At 69.8% G+C, this 25,860-nt stretch carries 18 protein-coding genes; 8 read left to right on the plus strand and 10 right to left on the minus strand.

The window, feature by feature from the left end; all coding sequences use genetic code 11:
- Positions 1 to 38 precede the first annotated feature (38 nt).
- Positions 39 to 1,004 (plus strand): hypothetical protein, encoded by a 966-nt coding sequence (locus CAP_RS35105; protein WP_044249045.1) that lies wholly within the window; start codon positions 39 to 41, stop codon positions 1,002 to 1,004.
- A gap of 288 nt (positions 1,005 to 1,292) precedes the next feature.
- The gene (locus tag CAP_RS35110) at positions 1,293 to 5,444 is read left to right on the plus strand and encodes a hypothetical protein (protein ID WP_231511877.1); all 4,152 of its coding nucleotides are present in this window, start codon (positions 1,293 to 1,295) and stop codon (positions 5,442 to 5,444) included.
- 73 nt (positions 5,445 to 5,517) lie between these two features.
- Here the strand turns inward: CAP_RS35110 and CAP_RS35115 are convergent, their stop codons facing one another.
- Positions 5,518 to 5,796, minus strand: coding sequence for a hypothetical protein (locus CAP_RS35115; protein ID WP_044249015.1), 279 nt, complete (start codon positions 5,794 to 5,796; stop codon positions 5,518 to 5,520).
- Between the two features lie 217 nt (positions 5,797 to 6,013).
- Between CAP_RS35115 and CAP_RS35120 the strand changes: the two genes are divergently transcribed.
- Positions 6,014 to 7,249, plus strand: coding sequence for a hypothetical protein (locus CAP_RS35120; RefSeq protein WP_156041427.1), 1,236 nt, complete (start codon positions 6,014 to 6,016; stop codon positions 7,247 to 7,249).
- A 163-nt stretch (positions 7,250 to 7,412) separates the two neighbouring features.
- On the opposite strand, the gene CAP_RS35125 is transcribed toward CAP_RS35120, so the two are convergent.
- Positions 7,413 to 8,975, minus strand: coding sequence for a hypothetical protein (locus CAP_RS35125; protein WP_044249017.1), 1,563 nt, complete (start codon positions 8,973 to 8,975; stop codon positions 7,413 to 7,415).
- A 411-nt stretch (positions 8,976 to 9,386) separates the two neighbouring features.
- On the opposite strand from CAP_RS35125, the gene CAP_RS35130 reads away from it, so the two are divergent.
- On the plus strand, positions 9,387 to 11,369 hold the full coding sequence (locus CAP_RS35130) for a L,D-transpeptidase (RefSeq protein WP_231511878.1): 1,983 nt from the start codon (positions 9,387 to 9,389) through the stop codon (positions 11,367 to 11,369).
- Positions 11,370 to 11,540: 171 nt separating this feature from the next.
- On the plus strand, positions 11,541 to 12,566 hold the full coding sequence (locus CAP_RS35135) for a tetratricopeptide repeat protein (protein ID WP_044249018.1): 1,026 nt from the start codon (positions 11,541 to 11,543) through the stop codon (positions 12,564 to 12,566).
- Between the two features lie 132 nt (positions 12,567 to 12,698).
- On the opposite strand, the gene CAP_RS35140 is transcribed toward CAP_RS35135, so the two are convergent.
- The 7 genes from CAP_RS35140 to CAP_RS35170 form a co-directional block, all read right to left on the minus strand.
- Positions 12,699 to 13,178: an ATP-binding protein gene (locus CAP_RS35140; protein WP_044249019.1), complete on the minus strand. Its 480-nt coding sequence runs from the start codon at positions 13,176 to 13,178 to the stop codon at positions 12,699 to 12,701.
- A complete protein-coding gene (locus CAP_RS35145; protein WP_231511880.1) occupies positions 13,175 to 13,948 on the minus strand; it encodes an anti-sigma regulatory factor in 774 nt (257 codons plus the stop codon). Before CAP_RS35145 ends, CAP_RS35140 begins: the two co-directional genes overlap by 4 nt.
- Before the next feature lie 79 nt (positions 13,949 to 14,027).
- The gene (locus CAP_RS35150) at positions 14,028 to 14,444 is read right to left on the minus strand and encodes an STAS domain-containing protein (RefSeq protein WP_231511881.1); all 417 of its coding nucleotides are present in this window, start codon (positions 14,442 to 14,444) and stop codon (positions 14,028 to 14,030) included.
- A complete protein-coding gene (locus CAP_RS35155; protein WP_052376547.1) occupies positions 14,441 to 15,709 on the minus strand; it encodes an STAS domain-containing protein in 1,269 nt (422 codons plus the stop codon). The genes CAP_RS35150 and CAP_RS35155 overlap by 4 nt, the downstream gene beginning before the upstream one ends.
- Positions 15,710 to 15,886: 177 nt before the next feature.
- Positions 15,887 to 16,618: a tetratricopeptide repeat protein gene (locus CAP_RS35160; RefSeq protein WP_044249023.1), complete on the minus strand. Its 732-nt coding sequence runs from the start codon at positions 16,616 to 16,618 to the stop codon at positions 15,887 to 15,889.
- 78 nt (positions 16,619 to 16,696) lie between these two features.
- Positions 16,697 to 19,495, minus strand: coding sequence for a DEAD/DEAH box helicase (locus CAP_RS35165; protein WP_063748798.1), 2,799 nt, complete (start codon positions 19,493 to 19,495; stop codon positions 16,697 to 16,699).
- A gap of 75 nt (positions 19,496 to 19,570) precedes the next feature.
- Positions 19,571 to 20,044 (minus strand): hypothetical protein, encoded by a 474-nt coding sequence (locus CAP_RS35170; protein WP_231511882.1) that lies wholly within the window; start codon positions 20,042 to 20,044, stop codon positions 19,571 to 19,573.
- 197 nt (positions 20,045 to 20,241) lie between these two features.
- Here CAP_RS35170 and CAP_RS35175 point away from each other — a divergent pair, with 197 nt between their 5' ends.
- The 3 genes from CAP_RS35175 to CAP_RS51355 all read left to right on the plus strand — a co-directional run bounded on the left by CAP_RS35175 (position 20,242) and on the right by CAP_RS51355 (position 24,891).
- Entirely contained in the window at positions 20,242 to 21,717 is a 1,476-nt protein-coding gene (locus CAP_RS35175) for a hypothetical protein (protein ID WP_044249024.1), read from the plus strand.
- 143 nt (positions 21,718 to 21,860) lie between these two features.
- Entirely contained in the window at positions 21,861 to 23,357 is a 1,497-nt protein-coding gene (locus CAP_RS35180; RefSeq protein WP_081865592.1) for a TolC family protein, read from the plus strand.
- A 247-nt stretch (positions 23,358 to 23,604) separates the two neighbouring features.
- Positions 23,605 to 24,891, plus strand: a complete 1,287-nt coding sequence (locus tag CAP_RS51355; RefSeq protein ID WP_156041428.1) for a hypothetical protein — start codon at positions 23,605 to 23,607, stop codon at positions 24,889 to 24,891.
- A gap of 3 nt (positions 24,892 to 24,894) precedes the next feature.
- On the opposite strand, the gene CAP_RS35190 is transcribed toward CAP_RS51355, so the two are convergent.
- Complete coding sequence (locus CAP_RS35190; protein WP_044249025.1) at positions 24,895 to 25,848, minus strand: polysaccharide deacetylase family protein; 954 nt, start codon at positions 25,846 to 25,848, stop codon at positions 24,895 to 24,897.
- Positions 25,849 to 25,860 lie beyond the last annotated feature (12 nt).

The raw sequence follows: 25,860 nt of genomic DNA on the forward strand, positions 1-25,860 counted from the left end.
GGTCGCGCGGGGCGACATTCGTGCGGGAGGAGATGAAGATGCGCTTGATGAAGCTTCTCGGGGTGCTGGGTCTGGTGACGGTCGGGGGCGCCGGCATGGCGGCGGGCTGCGGGGGGAGCGAGGACGACGGGGGCGGGACGACGACCACCGACCAGGGGTGTGAGCAGACCGAGCCGGCATGTTCGGTCGGTGGGTGCGTGGCGCTCAAGGACAACGCGGGCCAGGAGAAGTTCGGGCTGCGGATGTCGCAGCTCACGGTGACCGCGCCGGAGGCCCTGACGAACCCGACGGTGCAGCAGATCGTGGGGCAAGGGGTGCTGCTGAACCTGGAGTCGTGCCGGCTGACGGGCAAGGGCACGTTCAACTGGCTGTTCGAGATGGATATGACGACGAGCATGGTGCGCACCGGGGGCGCGCTGCCCCGTCAGGACCCGCGGGCCGGAGGCTACTGCTTCCTCGACGAGCAGGAGGGGACGTTCCCCATCAAGCCGGTCACGGTGGCGTACACCTTGGCGGACGGGGAGATCTCGGCGGTCCTGGGCGACCTGCTGGTGCCGATCTACGAGGAGCTGGTGCCGACGAGCACGCCGATCCTGCTGCCGCTCAAGGCGGCGCGGGTGGAGGGGCTCAAGCTGTCGGCCGACAACAACTGCGTCGGGACGTACAACGCCGAGGGACTGCTCCCGCCGGATCGGTGCCTGCCGAGCGTCGACTACCCGGCCTTCGTGGACGGGGCCTCGCTCGAAGCGCACATCCTCCTGGAGGAGGCGGATCAGGTGGTGGTGGAGGATCTCGGCCAGAGCCTCTGCGTGCTCCTCGGCGGGAGCGGGAGCAGCGATGGGGCAAATCCCGTGAGCCGCTGCAAGCGTGACGCGCAGGGGATGATCGAGCTGAAGGGCGACTTCTGCTCGACGACGGGAGCAGCCGGGGGCTGCCAGGACTCGTTCCGGCTCAGCGCGACCTTCGCGGCGAGCGCGATCGCCATCGACGGCATCTGCCCCTGAGCGACGCTGGCGGCGCTGCGCTCGCAGTGGCCTCTCACCTTTGCGCTCTCGCTGATCTCGCGGATCTCCCGCCCCCCGTTTCCTCGCCACGCGCGCGACTGCCGCGGTCACAACGCAGCGCGCAACGAGCGTGAGGCAGGGAGAGAACCGCGAGGAACGAGGCGCTCTTCAGCCCATCCGGCGCTTGCGGCCCGCGCTACCGCGTGCGTACGATCCCACGAAAGGCTCGTTGCTTCCGGAGGGCCGCTTATGCGCCGCATTTTCAGACATCTTGCCGCACCCATTGCCATGCTCGTCGCCGGTTGCACCGCTGGGGGGAGCGGATGCGGCGGCTGTGACGGGGTGACTCCCCTCCCCGAGGGCTTCAAGCCCGAGGCCCGCATCGAGAACGCGGGCTCGGCGCGGCTGACGGCGCAAGGGCTCGACTTCCTGGAGCAGAACCTGGGCAGCCTGGCCGGGTCGGTGCTCGGCGACACGGTGAGCGGCGGCGTGGTCACCTTCGAGGTGCCGACGTCGAGCGGCGACATCGCCCTGGGCACCTCGTACACCGTATGCCCCGACGGGCCGGACGCGACCACCAACCCGCCGCGGTGCGTGGCGGAGATCAACATTGGCGCGGCGCAGCTCCAGATCACCCCGACGGCGCCGCACAACATCGTGGTGAGCGGGCCGCTGCCGATCCGGCTGCAGAACCTGCCGGTCGAGATCGATTACGGCTTCCTGGGGACCGACACGGCCAGGGTGGTGCTGAACGGCAACGGCGCCTGTCCGAACAACGAGCAGACCTACGCCAACATCGACCTCGACGTGAACGTCTCCATCGAGATCGACTCCGACCCGACCCACTCCCGCCGGGGCTACAGCAAGGTGCGGATCCTCCAGCTCAGCGTCGACGAGGACCAGCTCGCGGACCGGCTGAAGCTCAACTGCGGCGACTCGCCCTCGGGCAGCATCCTCAACGCGTTCAAGGGGATCGTGATCGGCTTCCTCCTCGACGGGCTGATCGACACCCTGACCGGGACGGTGAACGAGCAGTTCTGCCAGCAGGCGAACCCGGAGGTGTCGCCGTCGTGCCCGGTGGGGACCACCGACACCGGCGGTACGTGCATGTACCCGGACGGGTCCTGCGCCTCGATCGTTCTCGGCGCGGACGGGAACATCAACCTGGGGCAGCTCCTCGCCAGCATCTCGCCAGGGACGAAGGGGGGGCTCGACTTCCTGTTCGCGGCCGGCGGGCAGAGCGACCGCGGCGACGGGAGGGGCTGGGGTGATCTGAACCCGATCCAGGGCGGCGCGACCCTCGGGCTCTACGGCGGCGCGGAGCCGATGCCGCAGAGCAACTGCGTGAAGCTGTCGGAGCTGCCGCTGCCGGCGGGGATCCCGATCCCGGACGAGCTGCTCGCCAACGAGATCCCGAACTGGCCGGCGGAGATCGCGGGGCCGCACGTGGGGATCGCCCTCTCGGAGCGGTTCACGAACTACGCGATGAGCGGGGTGTACAACAGCGGGCTGCTCTGCCTGGCGATCACCTCGGACGCGATCCCGCTCATCAGCTCGGGGACGCTCAGCCTGCTCATCCCCGGGGTCGACTCGCTGGCGCTCCAGAAGGAGAAGCAGTCGGTGGCGATCGTGGTGCGGCCCGGGACGCCGCCGCGGCTCACGTTCGGCAACGGCACCAGCCTGGAGACCGATCCGCTGGTGAGGCTGCAGCTCGATCAGGCGTCGTTCGATTTCTACCTGTGGTCCACGGACCGGTACATCCGGTTCATGACGGCGACCTACGACCTCGACGTGCCGGTGAACCTGGAGGTGACGCCGGAGGGGCTGGTGCCGGTGCTCGAGGACATCGGGGTGAACAACGGGAAGGTGACGAACAGCGCGCTGCTCAACGCGGATCCCAACGCGATCGCGCAGGGCCTGGCGGAGCTCATCTCGGGTCAGGTGGGGCAGGCGCTCGGCGGGGGGATCGATCCCATCGACATCAACGGGTCGCTCGCGTCGCTCGGGCTGACGCTGACCATCCCGCCGACGGTGGACGGTCAGGGGTCGGCCGGTCTGCGCAAGCTGACCAAGGGGAGCGACAACTACCTCGGGATCTTCGCGAGCTTCGGCCTCGCGACGCCAGCGGCGCTCACCGTGAGCGACACGCACGCGGTGGTGAAGAGCAAGGAGGTCGAGGCCGAGGGCCTCAGGCTCCCGACCATCTCCCGCGACAACGCGCCGAAGGTGCGGCTGGTGATGGGCTCGGACCTCGACGACGGGTCGCGGGCGATGGAGTATCAGGTGCGGGTGGACAACGGGGTGTGGCGGCCGTTCACGCGCGAGCGGATCATCGACGTGCAAGATAGCTGGCTGCGGCTCCAGGGTCGGCACGTGATCTCGGTGAGGTCGCGCATCGCGGGTGAGCCGCTGACGCTCGATCCGACGCCGGCCGAGGTGGAGGTGCTGGTGGACCAGGAAGCGCCGGTGATCCAGGTGGGTGAGGTCGACGAGGCTGGCCGGGCGAAGCTCGTGATCCAGGACCACGTCTCGGGCGCGGAGCGGGCCGAGGTCCGCTTCCGGCTCGACGGCGGGGAGTGGTCGTCGTGGCAGCGCGCGTCGGAGGTCGGCGCGATCGAGGTCGGCGAGGCCGACGATGTCGAGGTGGAGGCCCGCGACGAGGAGGGCAACCTGGGGACGTCGCAGCAGGCGCTGATCCGTGGTCGGGTCGGGTCCGGCGGCGACGCCGGGTGCGGTTGCGAGGTGGCCGGCGGGACGACGCGCACGGGCGGCGCCGCGGGCTGGCTCGCGGGGCTGGTGCTGGCGGCGTTCGGGGCGCGGCTCCGGCGGCGGCGCGGCGCGGGCAAAGGCGGCGTGGGCAAGGGAGAGGCCGAGGGCGCGGAGCGCTCGGTGGTCGGGCAGGGACCGGTGGTGACGGCGGCGCGGGAGGTTCCGCGGGGGCGGCGCACGCTGGGGCGGCAGGCGACGCACGGCGTGCTCGGCGCGCTGATGGTGGTGGCCACGGCCGGCGCACAGGCGGGCTGCAACTGCGGGGACGTGGAGACACCCAACGAGGCGCAGTGCGGCGAGGGCTGCACGACGCTGGAGCCAGGGCTCATCGGGGCGTACACGTCGGTCGCCGTCGACGGGTCGACGGTGTGGGTGGCGGGCTATGCCGAAGGCAACCGGTACCTGGACATGTCGTGGGGTGACCTGGCGATCGGGAGGCTCGACGGCGACGCGGTCTCCTGGAGCGTGGTCGATGGAGTGCCGGCGGAGCCCGCGGTGGATCCGACGCGGTACAACACGAAGGGCTTCCGGGGTGGCCAGACCGAGAAGGGCGAGGACGTGGGCCTGTGGACGTCGATCGCCATCGGGCCCGACGGTCAGCCGGCGGTGGCGTACTACGACCGCACGAACCGGCGGCTGAAGTTCGCCCAGCTCACGGCCGGGAGCTGGGCGGTCAGCGTGGTGCAGGAGGTGGTGCGGGGCGACATCGGTCGGTACGCGAAGCTCGTGTTCCTGAACGGGACGCCGGTCATCGGGTACCTGGCCATCGAGCCGGCTGCGGACGGGTCGGTGGTGTCCAGCGTGCGCCTCGCGCGGGGCGCGTCGGCCGTGCCTCGGGACGGGCAGTGGACGTTCGAGGACGTGGCCTCGGATCCGGCGACCCCCTGCCGGGCGTTCATGTGCGAGATCGGGTCGGCGTGCGTGGCCGCGACGGGGCGCTGCGTGAAGCCGACCGACGAGTGCGGGGAGTGCGGGTCGGACGAGGCGTGCGCCGACGACGGGACCGGGCAGGTGAGCTGCCAGGCGGTCTTCGGCGACGACAAGCTCGACACGTACCCGGACGCGATCGGCGACTACGTGGCGATCGCGCCCGACACGCTGGGCGGGCTCGGGGTCGCTTACTACGACCGCATCCACGGCAACGCGGTGGTGGCGTCGAAGGAGAGCGGGAGCTGGGAGAGCGTGATCGCCGACGGCCAGGCCGCCGACGGGACGGACACCGGCGACGTGGGGATGGGGCTGTCGCTGTTCATCGACGAGTCCCAGGCCTGGCACCTGACCTACGCGGACGGCCTGTCCGAGGGCGTGCGCTACGTGCAGGTGCGGGACGGCATGGTCGGGCAGGTGGAGGTCTTCGATGACGGCCTGCAGATCGAGGGAGCGGCGTTCGAGGACGGGCAGCACATCGTGGGCGACGACTCGAACCTGTTCGTGACGTCGGGTGGTGAGGTGCACGTGAGCTACCAGGACGCGACGAGCGGGACGCTGCGCTACGCCGTCGGGACGCCGAGCGGCGGCGCGCACACCTGGCTCGTGCGGGAGCTCCCGCAGCAGAGCTTCGCCGGCGCGTTCTCGAAGATCGTGCAGGTGGACGGTCAGGTGAGGGTCGCGAACTGGTGGCGCGTGGGCGGCATGGAGCCGAAGGGCGACGTGGCGTTCATCTCGCCCTGACTGAGGTGCCCCGGGGGGGGATCAGGGGCGGGGGGACGGAGGCGCGGCACGCCGCGCCGTGTCGTGCAGGGCGTCAGGCAGCGGCGATGCTGCGCGCGGCTTCTGCGTGGTCGTCGTCGAGGGTGACGATCTCCCGGGTCGCGGGGCCGCTCACGCGGGCGCGCTCGTCGGACACGATGTTGAGGATCTCCATCCGGGTGGCGGTGCCCTGGTCGAGCAAGGCGCGCATGTAGCCGTCCACCTGGCCCTGGGTGCGCGCGATACGGGGGTTCAGCCCCCCTGCTGCGCGCGCCTCGAGCATCTCCCGCACCATCACCCGCAGATCCGCCAACATCTCCGCCTTCGAACGCATGCCCTGCCTCCTCGGCCGAGCCCTATCGAAAGCGGTGGTGCATGGCCAAGTTCGTGCTGGCGCTCCCGCGGCGGGCCCCAGCTCCTCGGCAAAGACGCTCGCTGCAGGCAACGGGGGTAGCGACCATCGGGAGCGCAGGGGCCGACAGGCCCCTGATTTTGGGTACGCAGTACCTAGCCAAGGGGGCGGGGTTCGGTTAATGCCGAGCCGGTTCGCGATGACGCAGGATCGATCCCCCCACGCTGTGCTCGACGAGCTTTCTGGGCATGCCCGCGGAGATGACCTGGCACGCCTGGTGCACACGGCGGCGTTTGCGGCGGCCGATGAGCGGCGGGCGAGCCTTGGGGATGGGGTGTACGAGCTGGCCGAGCTGAGTGGACTCAAGGTCGAGGACGCGGAGACCAGCTACGGGAATGTCATCCGCGCCCTGGAGCGGGGGAGCCTGGAGGCGTCGGGGAGTGCGGCGCGCACGCTGGTGTCGACCTTGCTGGCGCGGGGGGTCGCGCTCTCGCCGCCCTCTGGGGCGGAGGCGGAAGGGCGGGTCGCGGAGTCGCTGATCTGGCTCTCCACGCACACCGCGGTGGATGCCCTCTCGGCGCTGGATGCGGCGATGGGGGAGCGCGCTGCGGGGCTGTGGCACGCGGTGGCCGACCTGGTGCGCCGCGCCGACAAGGGCACGGCGCCGGGGGTGGGCCGGGCCGGCGCGGTGATCGCGGCGGTCGCGCTGCGGATGAGCACCGCGCATGCGGCCAGGGAGGAAGCGGAGGGGCTCGCCGAGGAGGCGCGGGATCCGGTGGTGCGGGCGCTCCTCCGGCAGGGACCTTCGGGGCGCGGATCAAGCGCGGGTGCGGATGATGCCGAACGGCACGGGCCGGCGGGTGCGGCCGGGAGCGAGGGGACGCTGGTCACGGGGGAGATCGTGCCGCCGCCGCGGGGGCCGGTGGTGCTGGTGCTGCTCGCGGTGACCGGGATCCTGTTCGTGGTGCGCCTCGGAAGGCTGCTGGGAAGGCTCCTGTTGCGGTACCGGAAGCCGGCGGAGCTGACCGTGACGCCGCGGGGGCTCACGGTGCGGAGCCGCACGGAGCTGTTTGGGCGCACGGTGAAGGAGCGGGAGACGCACATTCCGGCGGAGGGGCTGCAGCGCGCGACCCGCGAGGTGCGGTATCCGCGGGCGGGGCTCTACGCGGGGCTGGTGGCGCTCGGGCTGGGGACGTACGTGGGCGTGTCGCTGTTCGTCGACGGCGCGCGGTCAGGCTCGCCGGAGCTGCTGGGGATGGGGGCGCTGGTGCTGGCGCTCGGGGCGGCGCTCGACTTCGGGCTGTCGCATCTCGGCGCTGGTCGGCGGGGGCGGTGTCGCGTGGTGATCGTCCCGCGCAAAGGGCCCGCGCTGGCGGTGGGCGGTGCTGAGCCGGCGGTGGCGGATTCAGCCCTGGGTCGCCTGCTGCAGCGCTGAACCAGGCGGAAGCGCCTACCCGGAGGATGAGGGAGGAAACTGCTGTCCTCTCACGGGTTTGCGCACAGGAGTGCACCTGACTTCCAGGGGAGGCCGAAGGGTGAAGGAAACCTTTCGAGCCTGTCCCGAGGGGAGCGATGGAAGCCCTGCGGGGCGCGGGATCTCAGTCGCCGTAGGGCGTGTCGCCGTCTGATGGGCTGGGTTTCGCGGGAGAAGTCGCGGTCGGCGCGGGGGACGAGGGCGGCGCAGCCGGCGTGGGCGTGGTGGTGGTCGTCGTGGGCGGGGCAGCCGTGGGAGCGCTGGTGCTGGTGCTGCGAGGGGATGGCTCGTCGCGGGCTGGCTCGTCACGCCGGGGGCGGGCTGCTGCCTGATCCTTCAAGGCTTGCTCGACGAAGCCCATGATCAGCTTGAGCTGCTTGCTCTGCACGTGGAGGCGCGTCCAGAGGACGTCGCCGTCGGCGGTGAAGGTCACCTCGTCGAGCACGTCGACCTTCATGATGCCGAGATCGGCGGTGCGGACGGCGTTGATGTTGCGGGTGAACTCCTCGGCGTGATCGCGGGCGTCTTCGGGGGAACCGTCGCCCACGGCGAGCGCGAGATCGGCGCCGCCGTCCTTGGTGGGGGTCACGGTGAGGCGCATCCACTTCAAGGTCTTCGGGAGCTTGTAGAGGCCCCTGAAGGCGTTCTGAGGGGTGAGCATCGAGATGACGATACCGACCGCGGAGGAGCGGTTGAAGGGCTTCAGGGACTTGAGCTTGTCGAGTTCTCCTTCCTGATCTGCCGGGAGGATGACGAGGAGCTTCTTGCTGGGGACGAGGGCGAAGACGCGGTCGGCACGATCGGCGCGGGCGCGGGCCGCGGGGATGGGGGCGTCGGGGAGCCACGTGCCGTTCGTGCGCTGGACGATGCCGTCGACGGCCTCGCGGATGGCGGTCTCGGGGACGCGGTAGTCCATGACGGCGATGACGCGGCTCGAGTTGCGGAACTGGGGGCCGGCGAGGAGGAGGTGATCGAGGTCCCGGATGGGATCGACGGAGGAGCCGGAGAAGAAGCTCTGCCACTCGGGGATGAGGGTGAGCACGCGGCCGAACCACGCCCCGAGATCGTGGTTGCGGAGACGGTCGCCGGCGATGAGCACCTGGACGTTGGGGTCCTTGGAAGCGAGCTTGCCAGGGGCGCCAGCAACAGCGAGGGGGTCACGCAGACGGGGTCGGCCGTTGTCGGGCGGAGGCTTGTCGGTGGGGCCGGCGTCGAGCGGGCCGGCGTCGAGCGGGCCAGCATCGGGAGCGCCAGCGTCAGGGGCTGAGGGCTCGACACCAGCGGCGCTCGGCGCCGGGGTTGGCGCGGCCGGCGCGGGAGCTGGTGGAGGATCGGGGGGCGCGGGAGGGGCCGTGGCTGCGGGATCGGCGGAAGGGGCCTGGTTTGCGGCCGTCGGATCGCTCGCGAGCAGATCGAGGTCGAGCGGGATGATGGTCGGCTCGTCGTCGTAGTCGGTGACTTCGCCCTCGCCGAGGGAGAGCAGCATGCTGATCCAGGCAGCGAGCGGGCTCGGGACGAGGGGGATGTGGACGAGGAACGCGACGAGGAGGGCGGCGCGGAGGGCGCGGTGAGAGGCGGCGCGGACGCCCGGGAACTGGAGAGGGAGGGAGGCGCTGGAGGGAGAAACGCCCTGCGGTGTGCCCGGGAGCGCGTCATCCGAGCCACGCTGCTGGGTCGGTTCCGCCACGCCGCTACCCTAGCAGGGGTGTGGCGAAGTTCACCCGAGGAGCACGCGTCCATGCGGGAAAAGAAGGCAAAAGGGCGCGGCGAGAGGACGGCGGGGCGCAAAGATCGCGGCGGTGGCACGGAGTCTGGAAGAGAGCAGGGCGGCGTCAGCGCCACTGCGGAGAGCGCTGGTGTTCGAGGGTAGGCCCCTACGCACAGCCAAGGAGGCTGCAGAGAAGTGGATCGACACGAGAATGACCAGGTACTAAGACCCGAGGGGCCGACGTCTCCGGGGGAGACCTCGGCAGAGGCGCCTTCCGGCGCCCGGATGGATGTGGAGATGACCCGCTTGAAGGCGCCTCGCTCTCCCGCTCAGCGGGACCCCGCCCGGCCCTCGCCGGCCTCGGGCAGCACGGGAAATACGCGCCGCGTGATGACGCGCGCTCACCGTGACGAACCGGCGTCACCGCCGGTGGACGAGAAGGCGGCGGCGCGGTCGTCGCTCGCGTCGAGCGCGGTCGGGTTCGTGGTGGCCGCAGCGCTGGCAGGGGCCGTGGCCTGGGCCAGCGGGTGCCACGGAGAAGCACCTCCGGGCCCCTCCGCCGAGGAGCCGCGGCGTACGAGCGCCGTCCCTGCGCCGCCGCGAAGCACGACCGTGGCCGTGGGGCCGACCGCGCCGTCTGCGGCGAGTGCTCCGCGGGAGGTGCCCTCGGCGAGCAGCGCGGCATCAGCCGCACCCTCGAGCGCGGCGGTGGCCGTGGCGGAAGAAGCGAAGCCGTATACCGGCCCGCTGCTCGGCGCCCAGGCGCTCCAGACACCCGTGTACCCGACGATGGAGTTCTCGAACAAGCGGATCGGCTACCTCCGGCGCGGGGCCAAGGCGCCGGTGGATCCGCGGCCTCTCAAGGGAGGCAACTGCGCGAAGGGGTGGTACCGCCTGCTCGATGGCGGGTACGTCTGCGGCAAGTACTCGACGCTGGACATGTCGGATCCACAGGTGCGGCTCGGAGTCACGGCGCCGAACCTCGACGACGCCCTGCCGTACAAGTACGCCTACAACAACGCGCACGGCACGCCGCTCTACAGGTCGGTCCCCTCCCGGGAGGAGATGAACCGCTACGAGCCGTACCTGGAGGCGGCGCGGAAGAAGAAGAAAGAGGCGGCCGAGAAGAAGAAGGCCGAGGTCGCCAGGAAAGACACCGAGAAGGCCAAGGAAGGTGACGCTGCCGCCGAGGGGCCCGGCGCCGGCACGGGCGCTGCAAAGGACGGGGTGGTCGCGGCGGCTGCGATCGCGACTGCAGGCAACGACAGCGGCGCGGCGCGGAAGCCGGAGAAAGACGCGCTGGGGCCGACGGGCGCGGTGCCCACGGGCGATGGTCCGGGCTCCGCAGCGACGCCGAGCGCAGCGGTGGACGACAAGACGGCGGCGGTGGCGGCGGCGGCGTCGCTCGGGCTCGGGTTGGCCGAGCCTCCGCCGGTGGATGCCGAAGAGGACAAGCCCTGGTGGCAGCGTGAGTACGGCAAGGACAAGCCGTTGAACATCACGCTCGCGGACCTGGACAAGGACGCGGACGGTCCGGTCGCGAAGCGGATGGTGAAGGGGTTCTTCGTCGCCGTGGACAAGTCGTTCGGGTGGAACGACAGGCTCTGGTACAAGACGACCTCCGGGCTCGTGGCGCCGAGTGACCGGATGTACCTGATCAAGCCGCCGAGCTCGCAAGGGATCGATTTCCCCGAGGGCGCGAACCAGATCGGGTTCATCACCTCGACCAAGGCGAGCAAGTACGAGGTCGACCTCGCGGGTGAGAAGGTGAAGCCGGCGGGGGCGCTCCCGAAGTTCAGTGCCTTCGGGCTCACGGGAGAGTCGGCCACCATCAAGACGGTGGTGTACCGCAAGACGACCGATGGCTGGTGGATGCGGGGATCGGACGGGACGTTCGCGGAAGCAGGCCCGCCGCCCCCAGATCTGGCCCCCGGTGAGAAATGGATCGACGTGAACCTGACGCGCAAGACGCTGGTCACGATGGCCGGCGACAAGCCGGTGTTCGCGACGCTCATCTCCCCGGGGCGCCGGTCGAAGACCAAGAAGAAGGATCACCCGACGAAGACCGGGACGTTCCGGATCCGCGAGAAGCACATCGCCGTGACCATGGACGGTGACGGGACCGTCGCGGGGGATCTGCCGTACAGCATCGAGGACGTGCCGTTCGTGGCGTACTACGATGGGTCGTACGCGCTGCACGGCGCCTTCTGGCACAGCGACTTCGGGCGTGAGAAGAGCCACGGGTGCGTGAACCTGTCACCGCTCGATGCGAAGCGGGTGTTCATGTGGTCGGAGCCGAGCATGCCGCGCGGATGGCACGGGGTGTGGTCGACGCCGGAGAAGCCAGGGTCACTGGTGGTGATCCACGACTGAGCGTGCTCGCCGGGGGGGATGCGCTAGACTGGCCGAGGAGCACGAGACCGGACTCGGCCGGCTGCTGTTCGGTCGTTCCGTACCTCTCGGGGACGGGAGCGGCCGAACCAGGATAGAACGTCAGCGTACCTCTTGACTTGAGGCGCCCCTTCGCCCAGTTGTGAACCCGCGATGGACCAGTTCTCGGCACACCTGGACCGTGGTTGGGAGCTCGTGCAACGCGGCGACATCCGCGGGGCGGACGCCTCGGCGAGGAGAGCGCTGGAGCTCGATCCGAACTCACCGGAGGCCCACAACCTCCTCGGCTTCGTCGCAGCGATGGAGGGCGAAGGCGAGGAGGCCATCGAGGCCTACCGCCAGGCCATCGCGCTGGACGACACGTACCTGGAGGCGATGCTCAATGCCGCCGAGGTCTACATCCATCCCATGGGCGAATACGACCAGGCGATCGACATGTGTGACCAGGCGCTGGAGCTGGCCGAGGTCGACGAGGAGCTGATCGACGCCCTGCTGTTGAAGTTCGACGCGCTGCTCGGCAAGGGAGATCTCGACGAGGCGGCGCGGGTGGTCACGAAGATCCCGGAGAGCCCCTACGACAACCCCAACCACACGTTTCTCGTGGGGCGCGCCAACTACGAGGTGGGGCAAGTCGACAAGGCGGCGGAGCTGATCGAAGAGGCCGTGCGGAAGGATCCGCGGCACGCCGAGGCCCACTACTACCTCGGGCTGATCCGGGACGAACGAGGCGACATCCGAGGGGCGACGCAAGCGTTCCTGCGCTCCCGTGATCTCGACGTGGAGCTGGGGATGCCGCCCTGGGCGCCGAGCCGGGAAGGGCTGGTCCAGATCGCGCAGCGATCGATCGCGGTGCTGAACCCGGTGCTCAGACGCTACGTCGAGGACGCGGAGGTCTATGTATCCGACGTGCCGGGCATGGAGCTCGTGGCCGAGGGGGTGGACCCTCGTGCCCTGGTGCTGCTCGACGGGATCGCCTCGGAGGAGCGCGAACGGGGACACCGAGGGCCCGTCGACAACAGGCCATGCGCGCGCGTGTTCGTGTACGCGCTGAACGTGGCGCGCCTGGCGGGGAGCGTCGAGGGGATCGAGCGGGAGATCACCCTCGCGCTGGAGCGGGAGATCACCGCGACCTTCCTCGAGGCGGAGCAAGCCGAGCGAAGCGACAAGGAACTGAACTGAAGGGCAGACAGGCTGGTCGCGCGAACGGCTGGCAGGGAGCCACGCTTCTCGACGCCTCCCCTCCCCTTCGCTCCTGACCGCGGGCCGTGATCGCGACGATGCCTTACGAGGCTGCCCGGACCGAGGCCGAGTTCATCCCCACTTGATGGCCACGATCTCGGTGCTGACGCCAGGTGCGGAGCGGATCACCACCGAACTCATGAGCCGATGCACCGCTCCAAGGCCGATGCCGAGGCCGCCCTGTCCCGGGAGGCGCGGGGGCAAAGAGTTGGCGCCCTCTTCCGTAGCGAAGCGGGGATCGAGACCGGGACCGGAGTCGCGAACGATGACCTCGACGCCCAGCCGGGGGCGATCGGTTCTCTTTCCGGAAGAGGTCCCCGACTGTGACGGTGGATCACCCGCGGGGGCGTGTATGGCGCGGACCTCGATCTCACCGCCGCCCGCGTGGCGCACGGCGTTCGAGACCAGCTCGGCGATGGCGATGGCCAGCTCCTGCTGCGCGCGCTCGGGGAGTCCTGCCCACCGCGCGATGCGTACCCCCTCGGCCGCGCATGCGAACCGATCCTCCTCGCGCCTCACCGGGAGCGTGAAGCTGGGGAGCGGTGAACTCATCCAAGGAACTTCCGGACCGTGACCATGGTGCCCTTGCCAGGGCCCGTCTGGATGTCGAAGTCATCCATCAGCGCCTTGGTGCCGCGGAGACCAGCGCCCATGCCGTGCCGCGAGCGGTACCTGCCACTGAGGATCTCGGGGAGGTTCGTGATCCCAGGTCCCTGATCCTTGGCGCAGATCTCGATGGCTCTCTGGGGGCTCGCGGTCGTACGCACAGTGATCTCGCCGCTGCCAGCATAGCGGACGATGTTGCGCCCCAGCTCCGAGATGGCGGTCACGATCTTGGTGAGGAGCACGTCGCTGACCATCTGCTCGATGCAGAGCTCGCGTCCAGCAGAGCGCGCGCGCAGCACATCCTCTTCGGTGCGGACGTCGATCAGGATCTCTCGGGGCGCCGGTGCTGCGTAGTCGAGCTCGTTGAGCTGCGAGACGCAGCGCTCGAGTTGCACCTGATCGCGCACGAAGAGCTGAACGCCACGCTTCACCTCCACCAGCAGGCGGCGCAGATCGGCCTCTCGCATCGAGTCGCGATCGACGCGTGCCTGCCGCACGCCGCAGTCGATGACGCTTTTGCGCACCGCAGGCGACAGGAACTGCGCGAGCACGCCCTCGATGCGGTCGGTGATTCCGACCACGCCGAGCCGCGTGGGCTGCGTGGATCCTCCGCGAAACGACGGAGGACCAGGACGCACCGACGAGGGTGCCCCGACGTTCGACGAGAGTGCCCCGGGGACCCGCGTCTGCAGCGAGCCGGTGTGCCCCGAAGTCACGCCAGGTCCGCGGATGGATAGCGGGCCTGTATGACTCGGCGGCGCCCGGGAACCGCTGGAGCCGCTGGAGGGCGGCCCCTCAGGAGGGCTCTTCATTGGGCACCTCGTTGACAAGCTCGTCCGGGAGCTCGTCTTCATCCACCGGAGCGAGCATCTCCACGGCTCGCTCGAGGTTCAACGCCGTCACCACGCCGGGGATCTCCAGATCCATCTCGACGAGCGCGATGGCCACTGCGGGTCTGAGACCGCACACCGCAGTGCGCACGCCCATGAGCCGCGCCGTGAGGGCGATGTCTCGGATCGCCCGAGTCAGGTAGCTGTCGAGGATCTCGACGCCTGACAGGTCGACGATCAGCCCGCGAGGAGAGCGGGATTCGATGGATCCGGTAACGTCCTCCCGGAGCTGCTCCACCTGGCCATCCGTGAGCCCTCCCTGCACCGAGACGATGAGGTTGCCGAAAAGGCCGACGATGGGGACTCTACTGGCCTGTATCACGACGATGACTCCTTCCTGAGGAAGCGTTGCTGTCCGGGCCCTGACGAAGGTGCCTCGGAGTGGGCAGAGCGATCTCGCGCCGCGCCCCGCGGATGGTCATTCTTGAATCGGCTCTGACGACGCTCGGCCGGCTCCTCGAAGGGGGTACCCTTCAAAGCGCTGGGGAGCGCTCGCGTCGAGACAAACAGCGAGTCTCGCAGGATGTCTCGCAAGGCATGCTTGAGATTTCGCGAGGCGCGCACGCCACCGAACTCGATACCGAGCTCCACCAGTGTCTGCGCCACCGCAGGCCGGACGCCCGTGATGCGGCAGCGAGCGCCAAGCAAAGCCACGGCTTTGATGAGCTTCAGGAAATAGTCGGCCGTGCGGGTGTCGATGATCTCCACGCCTGTGACGTCGATGATCACATGCCGCGACTGCCGCCGCACAATCTCCTCGAGCAGCCGCTCCATGATCTGCATGCTCCGTCGCGAGTCGACGACGCCGATGAGCGGCAAGGCGAGCACGTCGTCCCAGAGCTCGAGGATGGGCGTGGAGATCTCGTCGATGGCCAACCGGAGTCGCTCGACCAGATCGGTCTTGACCTGTTCACTCTCGGCGAAGGCGCGGTTCTTCGCCTCCAGATCGTCGATGAGGTGTCTCCTGTCCATGGCGTCGCGGAACACCGCGACGGCACCGGAGATCGCTCCATCCTGACCGCGCATGGGGTTCGCGGTGACCGTCAGGTAGACCCCGTCACCCTGGGGCCCCAGAGCGTTCGGGGGCGCAGCGTTACGAAGCGACGGCGGGTCGTTCTCGGCGCGCAGCGGCGCGTGGACCGGTGCTCGGGTGAAGATTTCGAGCTGGTCGACCTCCTCGCCCCGCAAGGCACGCGCAAAAGGATGCGCCGCCTCGGGCAGCTCCGTCTCACCATCTGGCAAGAAGATCGTGGAGCCCGTCACGATCGCAGTCCCCAAGGGCGACATGCCCTCGCCGAAGATCCGCTCCGCGGCAGGGTTCTGCAGCAGGATCTCCCCGCGATCGTTCACCACCGTCACACCGTCGGTCATGCTGTCGAACACGAGCCGGAGGATGTCGGCCTGTCGACGCAGCTCACTCTCGGAGCGCGCGAGCTGCTCGGAGCGCGCCTGGGCCTCTGCGACCGCCTGCTCGAGCTTCGAGGACTGCTGCTGCGAGAGCGCATCCTGGCGGGCGAGGAGCTGCTCCAGCTCTGCTACTCGGGCCTTCAAGCCCGAGATTTCCTGCTTGAGCAGCTCGTCGCTCACGGATGGACCTCTCCCCCCGAGGGTACCTGGCGGAACCTACCCTGGTGGGGGCGTACGGTCATAGACGCTCCCAGCTTATCGCCAACAGAAGCGAGGAGCGTCAAGCAATCGATGCACGCCTCCTTCGCATCACGCCGGGTGCTCCGTCGAATGGTCAGGGATCCCACCTTGCTCCGCCTACTCGCCGAGCCGTTGCCCACGCGCAGGAACCTGTCCGGACAGATCGGCTGCCCCCTGAGCACCTTCACTGCCCCGACTGCGGCGGCGCCTCGGCTTGCGTTTCGGTTCTGCGCGGGGCGTTTCGGTCAAGCCGGCGGCAGGCGCTCCAGCGTCCAGCCAGCGGGACAGAATCATCTGGTCGGCCGTAGCCCCCTTGCGCGCGGCGCGCTTCAGTACTTTTCGCGCCAGCCCGAGGTTGCCGCACCGAGCCAGGGCGTGGGCGTAACTGGTCGCGATCTCGGGCTCGTCAGGCTGGGCGTCGGTGGCCTGTGCGAGCAGCGGCAGCGCTTCCTCGGGGCGGTCGATGGCACGATCTAGCAGGTGTCCCAGGTTGTGGGCATACCAGGGGTTGTCCGGGGCAAGCGCAATCGCGCGCCGGTAGGCACTGACCGCGTACCGGTAGTGACCCAGCAAGGACTGGGCGAGGCCGAGAACGGCCCACGCCACGTCATCCGCGGGGTTCAGCATGACCACCCGCCGCGCGAACAACGAGGCACGCCAGGGGTCGCGTTCCACGCCACGGTGGGCGAGATGGCGGTGCGCGAAGAGCCAGTCTTCACTGCCATGCGGTGCGGCACGGGCGAGACGCGCCAGGAGCGGGAGGAGCCGGTCCGTGTCGAGGTCTGCGGAGAAGGCCCGCTCGACCTCGCGCCGGAGCTGCTGAACTTCACCGGAGCCACCGCGCACCATGACCCCGTGATACGACCTCCCCGCTTCCTTGGCCAGGGTCCTCGCGCCGCCGGATGCTCGCCGCCAGGAGACGCCGTGCTAGCTCACGTCTGGGGGGGATGATGCATCCTCGACCTCCGCCCCGCCGGGTGACCGACCCCGGGCCACCTCGGCATGCGCCTCCTTGCCCACGATGGTCGCCCCGTTCAAGGCGTCGAGCGCCCGCATCAGTTCCGCACGTCGTACGCTGATGAAGGCGTTGCGCTCACGTACGCGAATGCGGCCCACATCGTCCCTGGCAACGTCACCGCGCTCGATGAGGGCACGCTGGAAGTCGGCGGCACGTACACCGTCGCGTCGCCCGAGGTTCACGTAGATCTCGCCATAAGCGTCGGATTCCGTTGCGAGCGCGCCTCCCGGCCCTTCGGCCGCATCCACGCGGCCCACGACAGGCTCGGCGAGGATCGGCTCGTCGTCGCCTTCCTCCTCCGGAGGTTGCCAGGTGACGAAATCGGCATGCCTGGTGAGCGGACGCTCCTGAGGGCTCTCGGACCGTTGCGACGCACGACGTGCACCGGAAGGGGATGCTGTAGGCAGCGCACCCCTGCCCGAAGGCGCACCGGATTCATCTGACCGCGCTTCTCCCCGGTCGCGCCGGCGTTCTCCGGGTTCACCAAGGAGCCGCGCCCGATCCAGGGGCCGAAGCGCAGCAGGTTCGGGCCGAGTCGCGGGCGGCTCCGCTGCGGAAGCCGGGAGTTCCTCGCGGGACTCTCCCCTTCCCTCCCGCGGCTCCCTGCCCTCCCCGGAGCGCCGCCGGCCATCGTCCGGACGGCTACCACGGCGGTCCCCGCGCTCCCGACGCTCCGGATCGCGGTCCCGACTACGTTCCGTCTCCGGCGTCGAAGGTTCAGCGGTATCCCCACGGCGCTGCGGGGCCTGCGGGGCCTGCGGGACGTCAGGTGCTCTCCGGGAAGTGGAAGACGACTGCTGCCTTTGGAAGGCACGCTCGTCGTCGAGGGAGGCTCCTCGTCCCTCGGTCTCCAGAGGTGTCCTGGTCTCGAACGGCGTACCTGGACGGCCCTCGCGCCCACCCCCACGACCCTGGAGAGCATCACGCCCTCCTCGTGGTTCACCCCGCGATTCACCCCGCCCAGCGCGTTCCCGGTCGCCCTCCGGAGGTGCGGCAGGTACCGCAGCGCGAGGAGGTGCAGCCGGTGGACTGACCTGGGCAGCACGCGCCGGAGGAGCCGCGGGTGCGGTGACCGGCTTGGGGGGAGCTGGAGGAGGGGCGGGGCGGGGCAGCGCCGCGCGTCGGGCAGCGCCCGCTTCGTCCTTCGCGCTCGGCCGCGCTCCCAGATGATCGCGGAGCAGCCCTGCCACGATCAGATCTGCCTGATCATGCGTGAGCAGCCTTCGCGCCAGCGCAAGGTCGTCTGCGTGCACCCCCTTCGGAAGAAAGGCCTCTGCGAGCATCGTCACGAGGTCCGCTTCGGCCCGCGTCTTGAGCTCACCCTCCGTGGGGATCTGCTTCTCCAGCGGACGGATTTTGTAGGTGAGCCGCAGCAGGTAGAGCGGCCCCATGTCCTGGGGAGTGATCAGCGAGACCGCCGTCCCGGTGCGTCCGGCGCGCCCGGTGCGGCCGGTGCGGTGGACATAGCTCTCCGAGTCTTGCGGGAAGTCGTAATTGATGACGTGGGTCAGGTGCGAGATGTCAATGCCGCGCGCTGCGACGTCCGTCGCCACCAGGAACCTGAGGCGGCCCTCGCGGGTCGCGGTCATCACCCGCTCTCGGTCGTTCTGCGGCAGATCACCGTTCAGCCACTCGGCGTCGTAGCCCTGGCGCCGCAGCGCCGCCGTCACCGTCTCCGTCTCGTCGCGGGTATTGCAGAAGATGATCGCGCTCTCCGGGTTCTCGATCTCGAGGATCCGGACCAGCGACCCCGCCTTGTCTCCCGTGATGAGATAGACGAAGTGCTGGATCGAGAGCGCCCCCACCGCGTCGCTCGACAGCGTCACGAACTCGGGGTTCTTCAGCCGTTGCTTGGAAATGCGCTCGATGTCCGGGGGAACCGTCGCCGAGAAGAGCAGCGTCTGCCGCTCGGGCGGCAGCTCCGCGAGGATGGCGCTGAGCTCACGCTCGAAGCCCATCGACAGCATCTCGTCGCACTCGTCGAGCACCAGGAGCCGGATGTGCTTGGGGGACAGCGTGCCGCGGCGCAGGTGGTCGAGGACCCGCCCTGGGGTGCCGACGATCACCTGAGCGCCAGCGGCGATGGCGTCGATCTGCCGCTGCATGGGGGCGCCACCGTAGATGGCGATCACCTTCACGCCCTTGCGCCGCCCCAGCCGCTCGATCTCGTTGCTCACCTGCACCGCGAGCTCTCGCGTCGGACACAGCGCGAGCACCTGGGCGTTCTGGTTCGAGCGCTTGACGATGTGATCGACGATGGGCAGACCGAAGGCGGCTGTCTTGCCGGTCCCGGTGCGTGCCTGGACCATCGCGTCGCGTCCGCGGGTGGCAGGCTCCCAGACGGCGAGCTGTACCGGCGTCGGATGGAGGTAGCCGATCTCGGCGAGTGTCTCGCGCAGCTCGCCGGAGAGCGGCAGGACATCGAACGTGGGCGCTTTGACCGGCGCCGGCGGAGCGGCGGGGGAGCCAGCGCCTGCAGCATCGTCCGTGGCCGAGGCGCTGAAGCCAGCGCTGGGCGTGGGAGCTTCGGCGCGCTTCTGCTCCAGTGCTTCGCCCTGAACCGGTTGCGCCATGGGGGCCGCCCCTTCCTGAGTCACGTCGTACTCGTCCTGCGCGGGCCGTTCATCCTGCAGCGCGGTCGGCGCCTCCACAGAAGCCGCCAGGTTGTCGGGACCGTTCAACGAAGGAAGGGTGGAGGGGTCGGTCATGGGCTTTCTGGGTCGCGAGTCGGAGTCGAACGCGGTGCCGACGTGGGGCCAGACGCCCTCGTCGTCGTGATTGTCTTACTTACCTTGGTCCGCCGGGCCGAGCTCACCATTCATGATTGCCCGGACCCGCCGCCGGAGCGGGGCAAGGTCTCCTGCCTCCCTCCGTGCAGCATGCTCTTCCGCATAGCGGAGCCGCTCGATGGCGTCGAGAGCGCGCTGGTCCTCGGTCGAAGCCCGGCAGGTCGCCGCGATCCCGTCCCGGTAGCGCCATTCCGGCTCGAGCGCGCTCCGGAAGCGGGCGATGGCAGCGTCTTCCCCATCGGTTCCTGGCGCGGCGTCCCTGGCCCGCGCCACGGCGCTGGCCAGCATGGCGAGCCCCTCGCGGCAGGTTTTGTAGGGAGAAGGCTCCACGGGGAGAAAAAAGACCTGCCGGACGATCTGCGCGGTCGCCACGACGATGATGACCGCCGCGAGGCCGTAGTACACGGCCAGGGCAATCCGGCGCCCACGCGCGCGGGCAGACGACGGTCGGGGGGCGGGGGCGGACATGGTGCGCTTGCCGCTCCTCTAGCATGCAGAGAGCTGGCACCCCTCCTTATCTATCCTTGCCCCTCCACGCCAGAGAGTATTGACGGAGGTGGGCCGCAGCCCCCCTGCCCCCCGCCCACTTTTCGGATCCCCCATCAGCCTCTCGTGATGTGAGCCCGCCAGTGCTATCAACCTGCCCCGGGCGCGACAAGTCACCGATGGACCGGAGCAGCGACAAGCAGGCCGGGCACCGCCGGGGCCCTGGCGGGGGGATCTTGGGGCCCACAGTCCTGGCGCTCGTGGTAGCCCTGCCGGCGACCGCAGCCGCCGACTCTCTTCCCACCAACGACTACTCCCTGGACCTGTTTCAGGGACCGATCCTCGCGCCGCTCCGCGTCACCGGCATCGCTGGTGCGTACGCCGGGTATGCCGAGGGCATTCCGGGGATGGTCGTCAACGCCGCGGCGCCAGCGCTCCGTGAGCCGTTCAGCATCGGCTGGGTGGACTACGACATCTCCGCGTCTATCTCCATCCCGCTCGAGATGTTCGAGAACAACGACTTCGACAACAGCGGCACCCGCGACGCGGATTACTCGAACTTCATCTACGGGACGCTGGGCGCCATGTTCCAGGTCGGCCCCTTCGGTGCCGGTGCGAACGCGGATCTCTCGCGCTACGACATCGAGATCGGCGGGCAGCGGAGCGCCATCACCCTCGGGCGTTACCACATCCTCGCCGGCATGCACTTTTTCGACGGCCAGTTCGTGGTGGGCGGCGGCGCCCGCGCGGTCACCATGGGCGTCGACGCCCCGAATGCCACCCTCACCCTCCTCGGCATCGGTCCGCAGTTCGGCCTCATGGTGCGGCCTGACTGGTCCTCCTGGCGCTTTGGCGCAACCTTCCGGTTTCCGGTGGACGGCGGCGCCTTCATCCTGGGGGATGACGAGGCCGTGGATGACGACGGCATCCGCAGCGTCGGCGGCCTCGTGCTCCCTGACCGGGTAGTGCTCCCCTGGGAGCTGGAACTCGGAATGGCCATCCAGGTGGGCCCGCGCCCTTTCAACCCCGAGTGGCGCAACCCCCGTGACGAGGAGCGCGATCTGAGGGAGGAGCGAGAGGAGGCGCGCAAGGCCCGGGAGGAGCGCTGGGCCGAGGATCTCCGCGAGGCAGAGAGCCCGGAAGTACGGCGCGAACTCGAGCAACGGCACGCCGCGCTGCGCACCCGCGAAGCCGCGAGGGAGCAGTCCGACCTCGAGCGAGCCTACCACGCGCTGAAAGAAGACCGGCGCGCGCGCGCCAAGAACTGGCCCCGCGAGCACCTGCTGCTCACCGCATCGCTCCTCGTGACCGGCCCCGTGGAGCGAGGCGTGAGCATGGAATGGTTTCTCCGCGGGAATGTCCCCGACGAGCCCTCGAAGGTGGGCAGCTCCGGCGCCGCGGTGAACTTCTCGCCACGCTTCGGCATCGAGACCGAGCCCGTCTTCAACCTGATCGCCACGCGCCTCGGCAGCTACTACGAGCCGAGCCGTTTCGGCCAGGTGGGTCGACAGCACTTCACCTTCGGCGCGGATCTCAAGATGTTCAGCACCACCTTCGGGGGCCTGGTCCCCGAGGTGACCTACTCGCTCCGCACCGCGATGGACTTCGCGCCCCGTTACGAGAGCGTCAGCCTGGGCCTCGGCGTGTGGCGCTGAGATGACCTCCGCGCGCCGTCACGAGAGCCCCCGCGTCGACCTCGCTGCGTGACGCTGAGCGCGCTCGTATCCAGGAACCCACACACGCGGAGAATCTTTCTCCCTTGTCATCCCGCCGCCGCAGGAGCATTCGAATCACCCTCATGCGCAGACGCTCTGTCGCCTCCTGCCCGCTGCTCACCTGTCTGCTCGTAGCCGCGACGCCCGCCTTCGCGCAACCGGCACCCGCGCCGCGACCCGCTGCAGCGCAAACCGCACCCCAGCAGGCCGCAGCCCCTGCGGCTGCACAGCCCACCGGCGCACAGACGCCTGCTCAGCCTGGCAGCTACACGGCCCCTTCGAGCACGGGTGTCTCCGCCGAGCTTTCCGGCCTCCGCCCCCTCAACATCCAGGACCCGGATCTCCAGGCCATCGCACCGGCGACCCGCGTCCTCGGAAGCTGGCGCGAAGCCGTCTCTCTCATCGAGAACCGCGCCCCCGACCTCGCGATCGCCATCCAGGAGATCGTGCGCGCCGAGGGCCTCGCCCGCCAGGCCCTCGCCCAGGCGCTCCCCACCCTCAACGCCTCCGGATCCATCAACCAGTCTCTGCTCGGGACGAACTTCGTGGTCGGCGTCGGCCAGTCCGACCTGCGCATCACCGGCATCAACGCCGGATTCAGCATCAGCCAGCCGCTCCTCGCGCCCCGCATCTGGTACGGCGTCGGCACCGCCAAGCTCCAGGTCGAGATCGCCAAGATGACCGCCGACGATCAGCGCCGCGTCTCGCTCGCCACGGTCGCGGACGGCGTGGTCAACGTGGTCACGGCCGAGCGCACCTCCGAGATCAACCGCGTCGGCCTCCGGGGAAGCCTCGAGCTCCTGGAGCTCACCCGGCGCCGCGCCGATCTCGGCACCGGTACCAAGCTCGATGTCGTCCGCGCCGAGCAGGACGTCGCGCTCGCGCGTGCCCAGATCGTGAACAGCGACGAAGCCCTGAGGAAGACCCGCGAAGCGCTCGGTCTCGCCCTCGGCTTCAAGGATGCGTACGGTGTCCAGCCGAACCTCTCCCTCAACGAGGTCGAGTCCTCGCTCCGCGCCATCTGCGCACCGGGCGACATCGGCACGCGCCCCGACATCCGCGCCGCCCGCGCGCAGCTCGACCTCACGGCCCGCAGCGTCACCGACGCCAAGCTCGCCTTCGCGCCCACCGCCACCCTCTCCAGCAACGTCACCACCAGCCACACCGTGCAGAGCGAGTTCACCAACACCCAGTGGTCCATCCAGGCCCTGCTCACCGTCCCCCTCTGGGACGGCGGCGCGCGGTATGGCCTGCTCAAGAGCTCGCGTGCCCAGGTCGAGCAGCAGAAAGAGCGGCTCGGTGTCGCCGAGCGCGCTGCCGCCGTGGAGCTGACCCAGGCCACGCGAGGCATCGAGGTGGCCGATCAAGCGCGGCGTGTCTCCACGGCTGCCCGGGACCTCGCTGCCGAGACGACCCGCCTCACCCGCGTGGCCTTCGAGGCCGGCACCGCCACCAGCTTCGAGCTGGTCCAGGCGCAGCAGCAGCTCCGTCAGCGAGAGCTGGAGCTCGCCCTGCGCGAGTTCGACGTCGTCCGCGCGAAGATTGCCTCGCTCCTCGCCTCCGCCAACTGCAAGCCCTGACCGCGTCGTCACCGTCGCCCGCGCGGTTGCCCTCACGCGCACCTCCTCTTCCGTCACCTCCTCCCCGCAGCCCCGCATCGCTTTTCCCTGGCAGCCACGAAGCTCCCCCGTATCATCGCGCCGCCTGACGAGCTTTCCTGGACGCGACAGCGGCGCAACAGCGACGCAACGGCGACGCAACGGCGACGGCGACAACGCACGGGGCTCCGTCGGGCGAGGCTTACTGCGACGAGGAGGCGATTCGACGATGGCCAACTATCCCCCTGGCGGCTTCGGCCCCCCTGGTGCTCCCCCTGGTGGCGGCTACCCTCCCGGTGGTGGGCCTCCGGGGGGTGGTCCTCCTGGTGCATATCCACAACCCGGTGCCCCACCGCCGCAACAAGGCTACGGCGCTCCTCCTGGCGGTGGATATGAGCAGCCGGGCGCTCCCCCTGGCGGCGGCTACGGCCCTCCCGGTGCTCCTCCCGGCGGTGCCTTCGGCCAGCCCGGCGCTCCCCCTGGCGGCGGTTACGGTCCTCCGGGCGCTTCTCCCGGCGGTGCCTTCGGCCAGCCGGGAGCCCCTCCGGGTGGCGGGTACGGTCCTCCCGGCGCTCCTTCCGGCGCTCCTCCCGGTGGCGCCTATGGCCAGCCGGGAGCCCCTCCTGGCGGTGGGTACGGTCCTCCTGGCGGTGGCTTCGGCGGCCAGGACGCCCAGCCCCCGGGCGCCTTCGGCCCGCCTGGCGGTGGGTACGGCCCCCCCGGCGTTGCTCCTACCCAGCCCGGCGCGCCTCCCGGCGGTGGCTACGGTCCTCCGGGCGGGCCTCCAGGGGGCTTCGGCGGTCCCGAGATGCAGGGGGGCGGCCCACCTCCGGGTGGTTTCGGCGCACAGCCGGGTGCCTTCGGAGGTCCTCCTCCGGGCGGCTTCGGTGGCCCTGCCCAGGTCCCTGTCGGTACTCCCGTCGGCTCCGGCAAGAGCAGTCCGCTCAAGGTCATCGGCATCGCCGTCGGCGCCGTCCTCGCGGTCGTCCTCCTGGGCGTCGTCTACTTCTTCGCGAGCCGCCCCACGCTGCGCATCGTGAACACCACGGGGACCGACGGCATCACCGTCTCTGTCGACGGGGAACCCCTTGCCCCCTCGCTCAAGAATGCCGCCAAGGAGAACGAGAGCCTCGTCAAGGTCCTCACCCTCTCCTCCGGCGCGCACAAGATCGAGGCCAAGGACGCCACCGGCAAGGTGCTGGAGACCTTCAACCTGGACTTCGAATCCGGCCTCGGGAGCAACTACCTCTACGCCCCTGCACGTCCCAAGGGCGTCTGCTTCTTCGTCCAGACCGACGAGTACAAGACCAACGCCACCGCGGCTGACACCGTGACAGATCGCTTCAAGGCGCTGGAGCAGGATCGCACCATCTGGAAGATGCCCGCGTCCATCGACTACTGGTTCCAGGACTCTCCCGAGAGCGTCACCATCAAGACCAAGAAGTCGTCTTCGGGCAACGTCATCAAGCGCTCCCTGCGGCAAGCAGCCTGCGACGATCCCGAGTTCTCCAACTGACGCTCACGCCGTGGAGGCCAGCGCCTCCGCCGCGTCGTCGAGAAGCACGAAGCGCCGCCCCGCTTGCATCCACGCCTTCACGAACGCTGACAGCGCATCGAGCCGCCTCCCGAGCGACACCTGAAGCTCCGGCTGGTGCGCCGCCAGCGCTCCCAGGCCGTCTGCGGCATCCAGAAAATCCATGCCGTGCAGCTCGAGCTGCACCAGCGCGCCCTCAGGGCACGCCCCCGCCAGCCAGCGCGCGCCGCGCACCCCTGCCCTCCCCACGCTCGTGCCGATGACGGGCAACCGCCCTGCCCGGGTCACCTGGATGGGCAGCTCCAGCAGCTCGCGATCCCCCGGCTCCCACCACCTCACCCCTGGCCGGTACGGCAGCACGGGCGCTCCCAGCACCCGTGGTGAACCCAGGATCGCCGCGGATCGCTTCCCCTGGACACGCTGCGCCTGCAGCACCAGCGCCTTCGCGAGGTAGTACGGTGGACACGGAAACACCGAGCTGTCCCACCGCACCCCGAGCGCCTCCAGCACATCGAACAGGGCATCGTTCACCGTGTACCCGGGCGCCCTGAACCCCCGCGGCGCACGCCCCGTCACCCGCGCGATCTCCGCCGCTCCACGCGCCACCTCCGCACGCATGTCCGCGTGAGACAGCCGCGTCAGATCGTACCGGTGCCTGAACGAGTGGTTCTCCACCGCGTGCCCCGCGTCGCTCAGCGCACGCAACGAAGCCGCGCTCTCGGGGCGGAGGAGATCCTCCCCCACCGCGAACAGGGTCACAGGGATGTCGTGTTCTGTGGCGAACGACGCGATGCGCGGCAGTGCAGCGTCATAGACGGCATGCGCGCCGGCATTGCCGGTGGGGAGAGCGTGAATGGCGAGGTAGTGGTGGACCTCGTCGAGGTCGATGGAGATCGCCGCGAGGCGCTCCCCTTCCGGTCGCGGGTGGGCCCCCCCCATCCGGCCAGATCC

Origin of the sequence: Chondromyces apiculatus DSM 436 (assembly GCF_000601485.1) — a bacterium.
Taxonomy (GTDB): domain Bacteria; phylum Myxococcota_A; class Polyangia; order Polyangiales; family Polyangiaceae; genus Chondromyces; species Chondromyces apiculatus.

Coding starts and splice junctions, on each gene's coding strand:
- CAP_RS35120 (WP_156041427.1), top strand. CDS start 6,014: ATGACGCAGGATCGATCCCCCCACGCTGTGCTCGACGAGCTTTCTGGG.
- CAP_RS35175 (WP_044249024.1), top strand. CDS start 20,242: ATGGACCGGAGCAGCGACAAGCAGGCCGGGCACCGCCGGGGCCCTGGC.
- CAP_RS35115 (WP_044249015.1), bottom strand. CDS start 5,796: ATGCGTTCGAAGGCGGAGATGTTGGCGGATCTGCGGGTGATGGTGCGG.
- CAP_RS35110 (WP_231511877.1), top strand. CDS start 1,293: ATGCTCGTCGCCGGTTGCACCGCTGGGGGGAGCGGATGCGGCGGCTGT.
- CAP_RS35165 (WP_063748798.1), bottom strand. CDS start 19,495: ATGACCGACCCCTCCACCCTTCCTTCGTTGAACGGTCCCGACAACCTG.
- CAP_RS35130 (WP_231511878.1), top strand. CDS start 9,387: ATGACGCGCGCTCACCGTGACGAACCGGCGTCACCGCCGGTGGACGAG.
- CAP_RS35180 (WP_081865592.1), top strand. CDS start 21,861: ATGCGCAGACGCTCTGTCGCCTCCTGCCCGCTGCTCACCTGTCTGCTC.
- CAP_RS35105 (WP_044249045.1), top strand. CDS start 39: ATGCGCTTGATGAAGCTTCTCGGGGTGCTGGGTCTGGTGACGGTCGGG.
- CAP_RS35135 (WP_044249018.1), top strand. CDS start 11,541: ATGGACCAGTTCTCGGCACACCTGGACCGTGGTTGGGAGCTCGTGCAA.
- CAP_RS35160 (WP_044249023.1), bottom strand. CDS start 16,618: ATGGTGCGCGGTGGCTCCGGTGAAGTTCAGCAGCTCCGGCGCGAGGTC.
- CAP_RS51355 (WP_156041428.1), top strand. CDS start 23,605: ATGGCCAACTATCCCCCTGGCGGCTTCGGCCCCCCTGGTGCTCCCCCT.
- CAP_RS35170 (WP_231511882.1), bottom strand. CDS start 20,044: ATGTCCGCCCCCGCCCCCCGACCGTCGTCTGCCCGCGCGCGTGGGCGC.
- CAP_RS35140 (WP_044249019.1), bottom strand. CDS start 13,178: ATGAGTTCACCGCTCCCCAGCTTCACGCTCCCGGTGAGGCGCGAGGAG.
- CAP_RS35190 (WP_044249025.1), bottom strand. CDS start 25,848: ATGGGGGGGGCCCACCCGCGACCGGAAGGGGAGCGCCTCGCGGCGATC.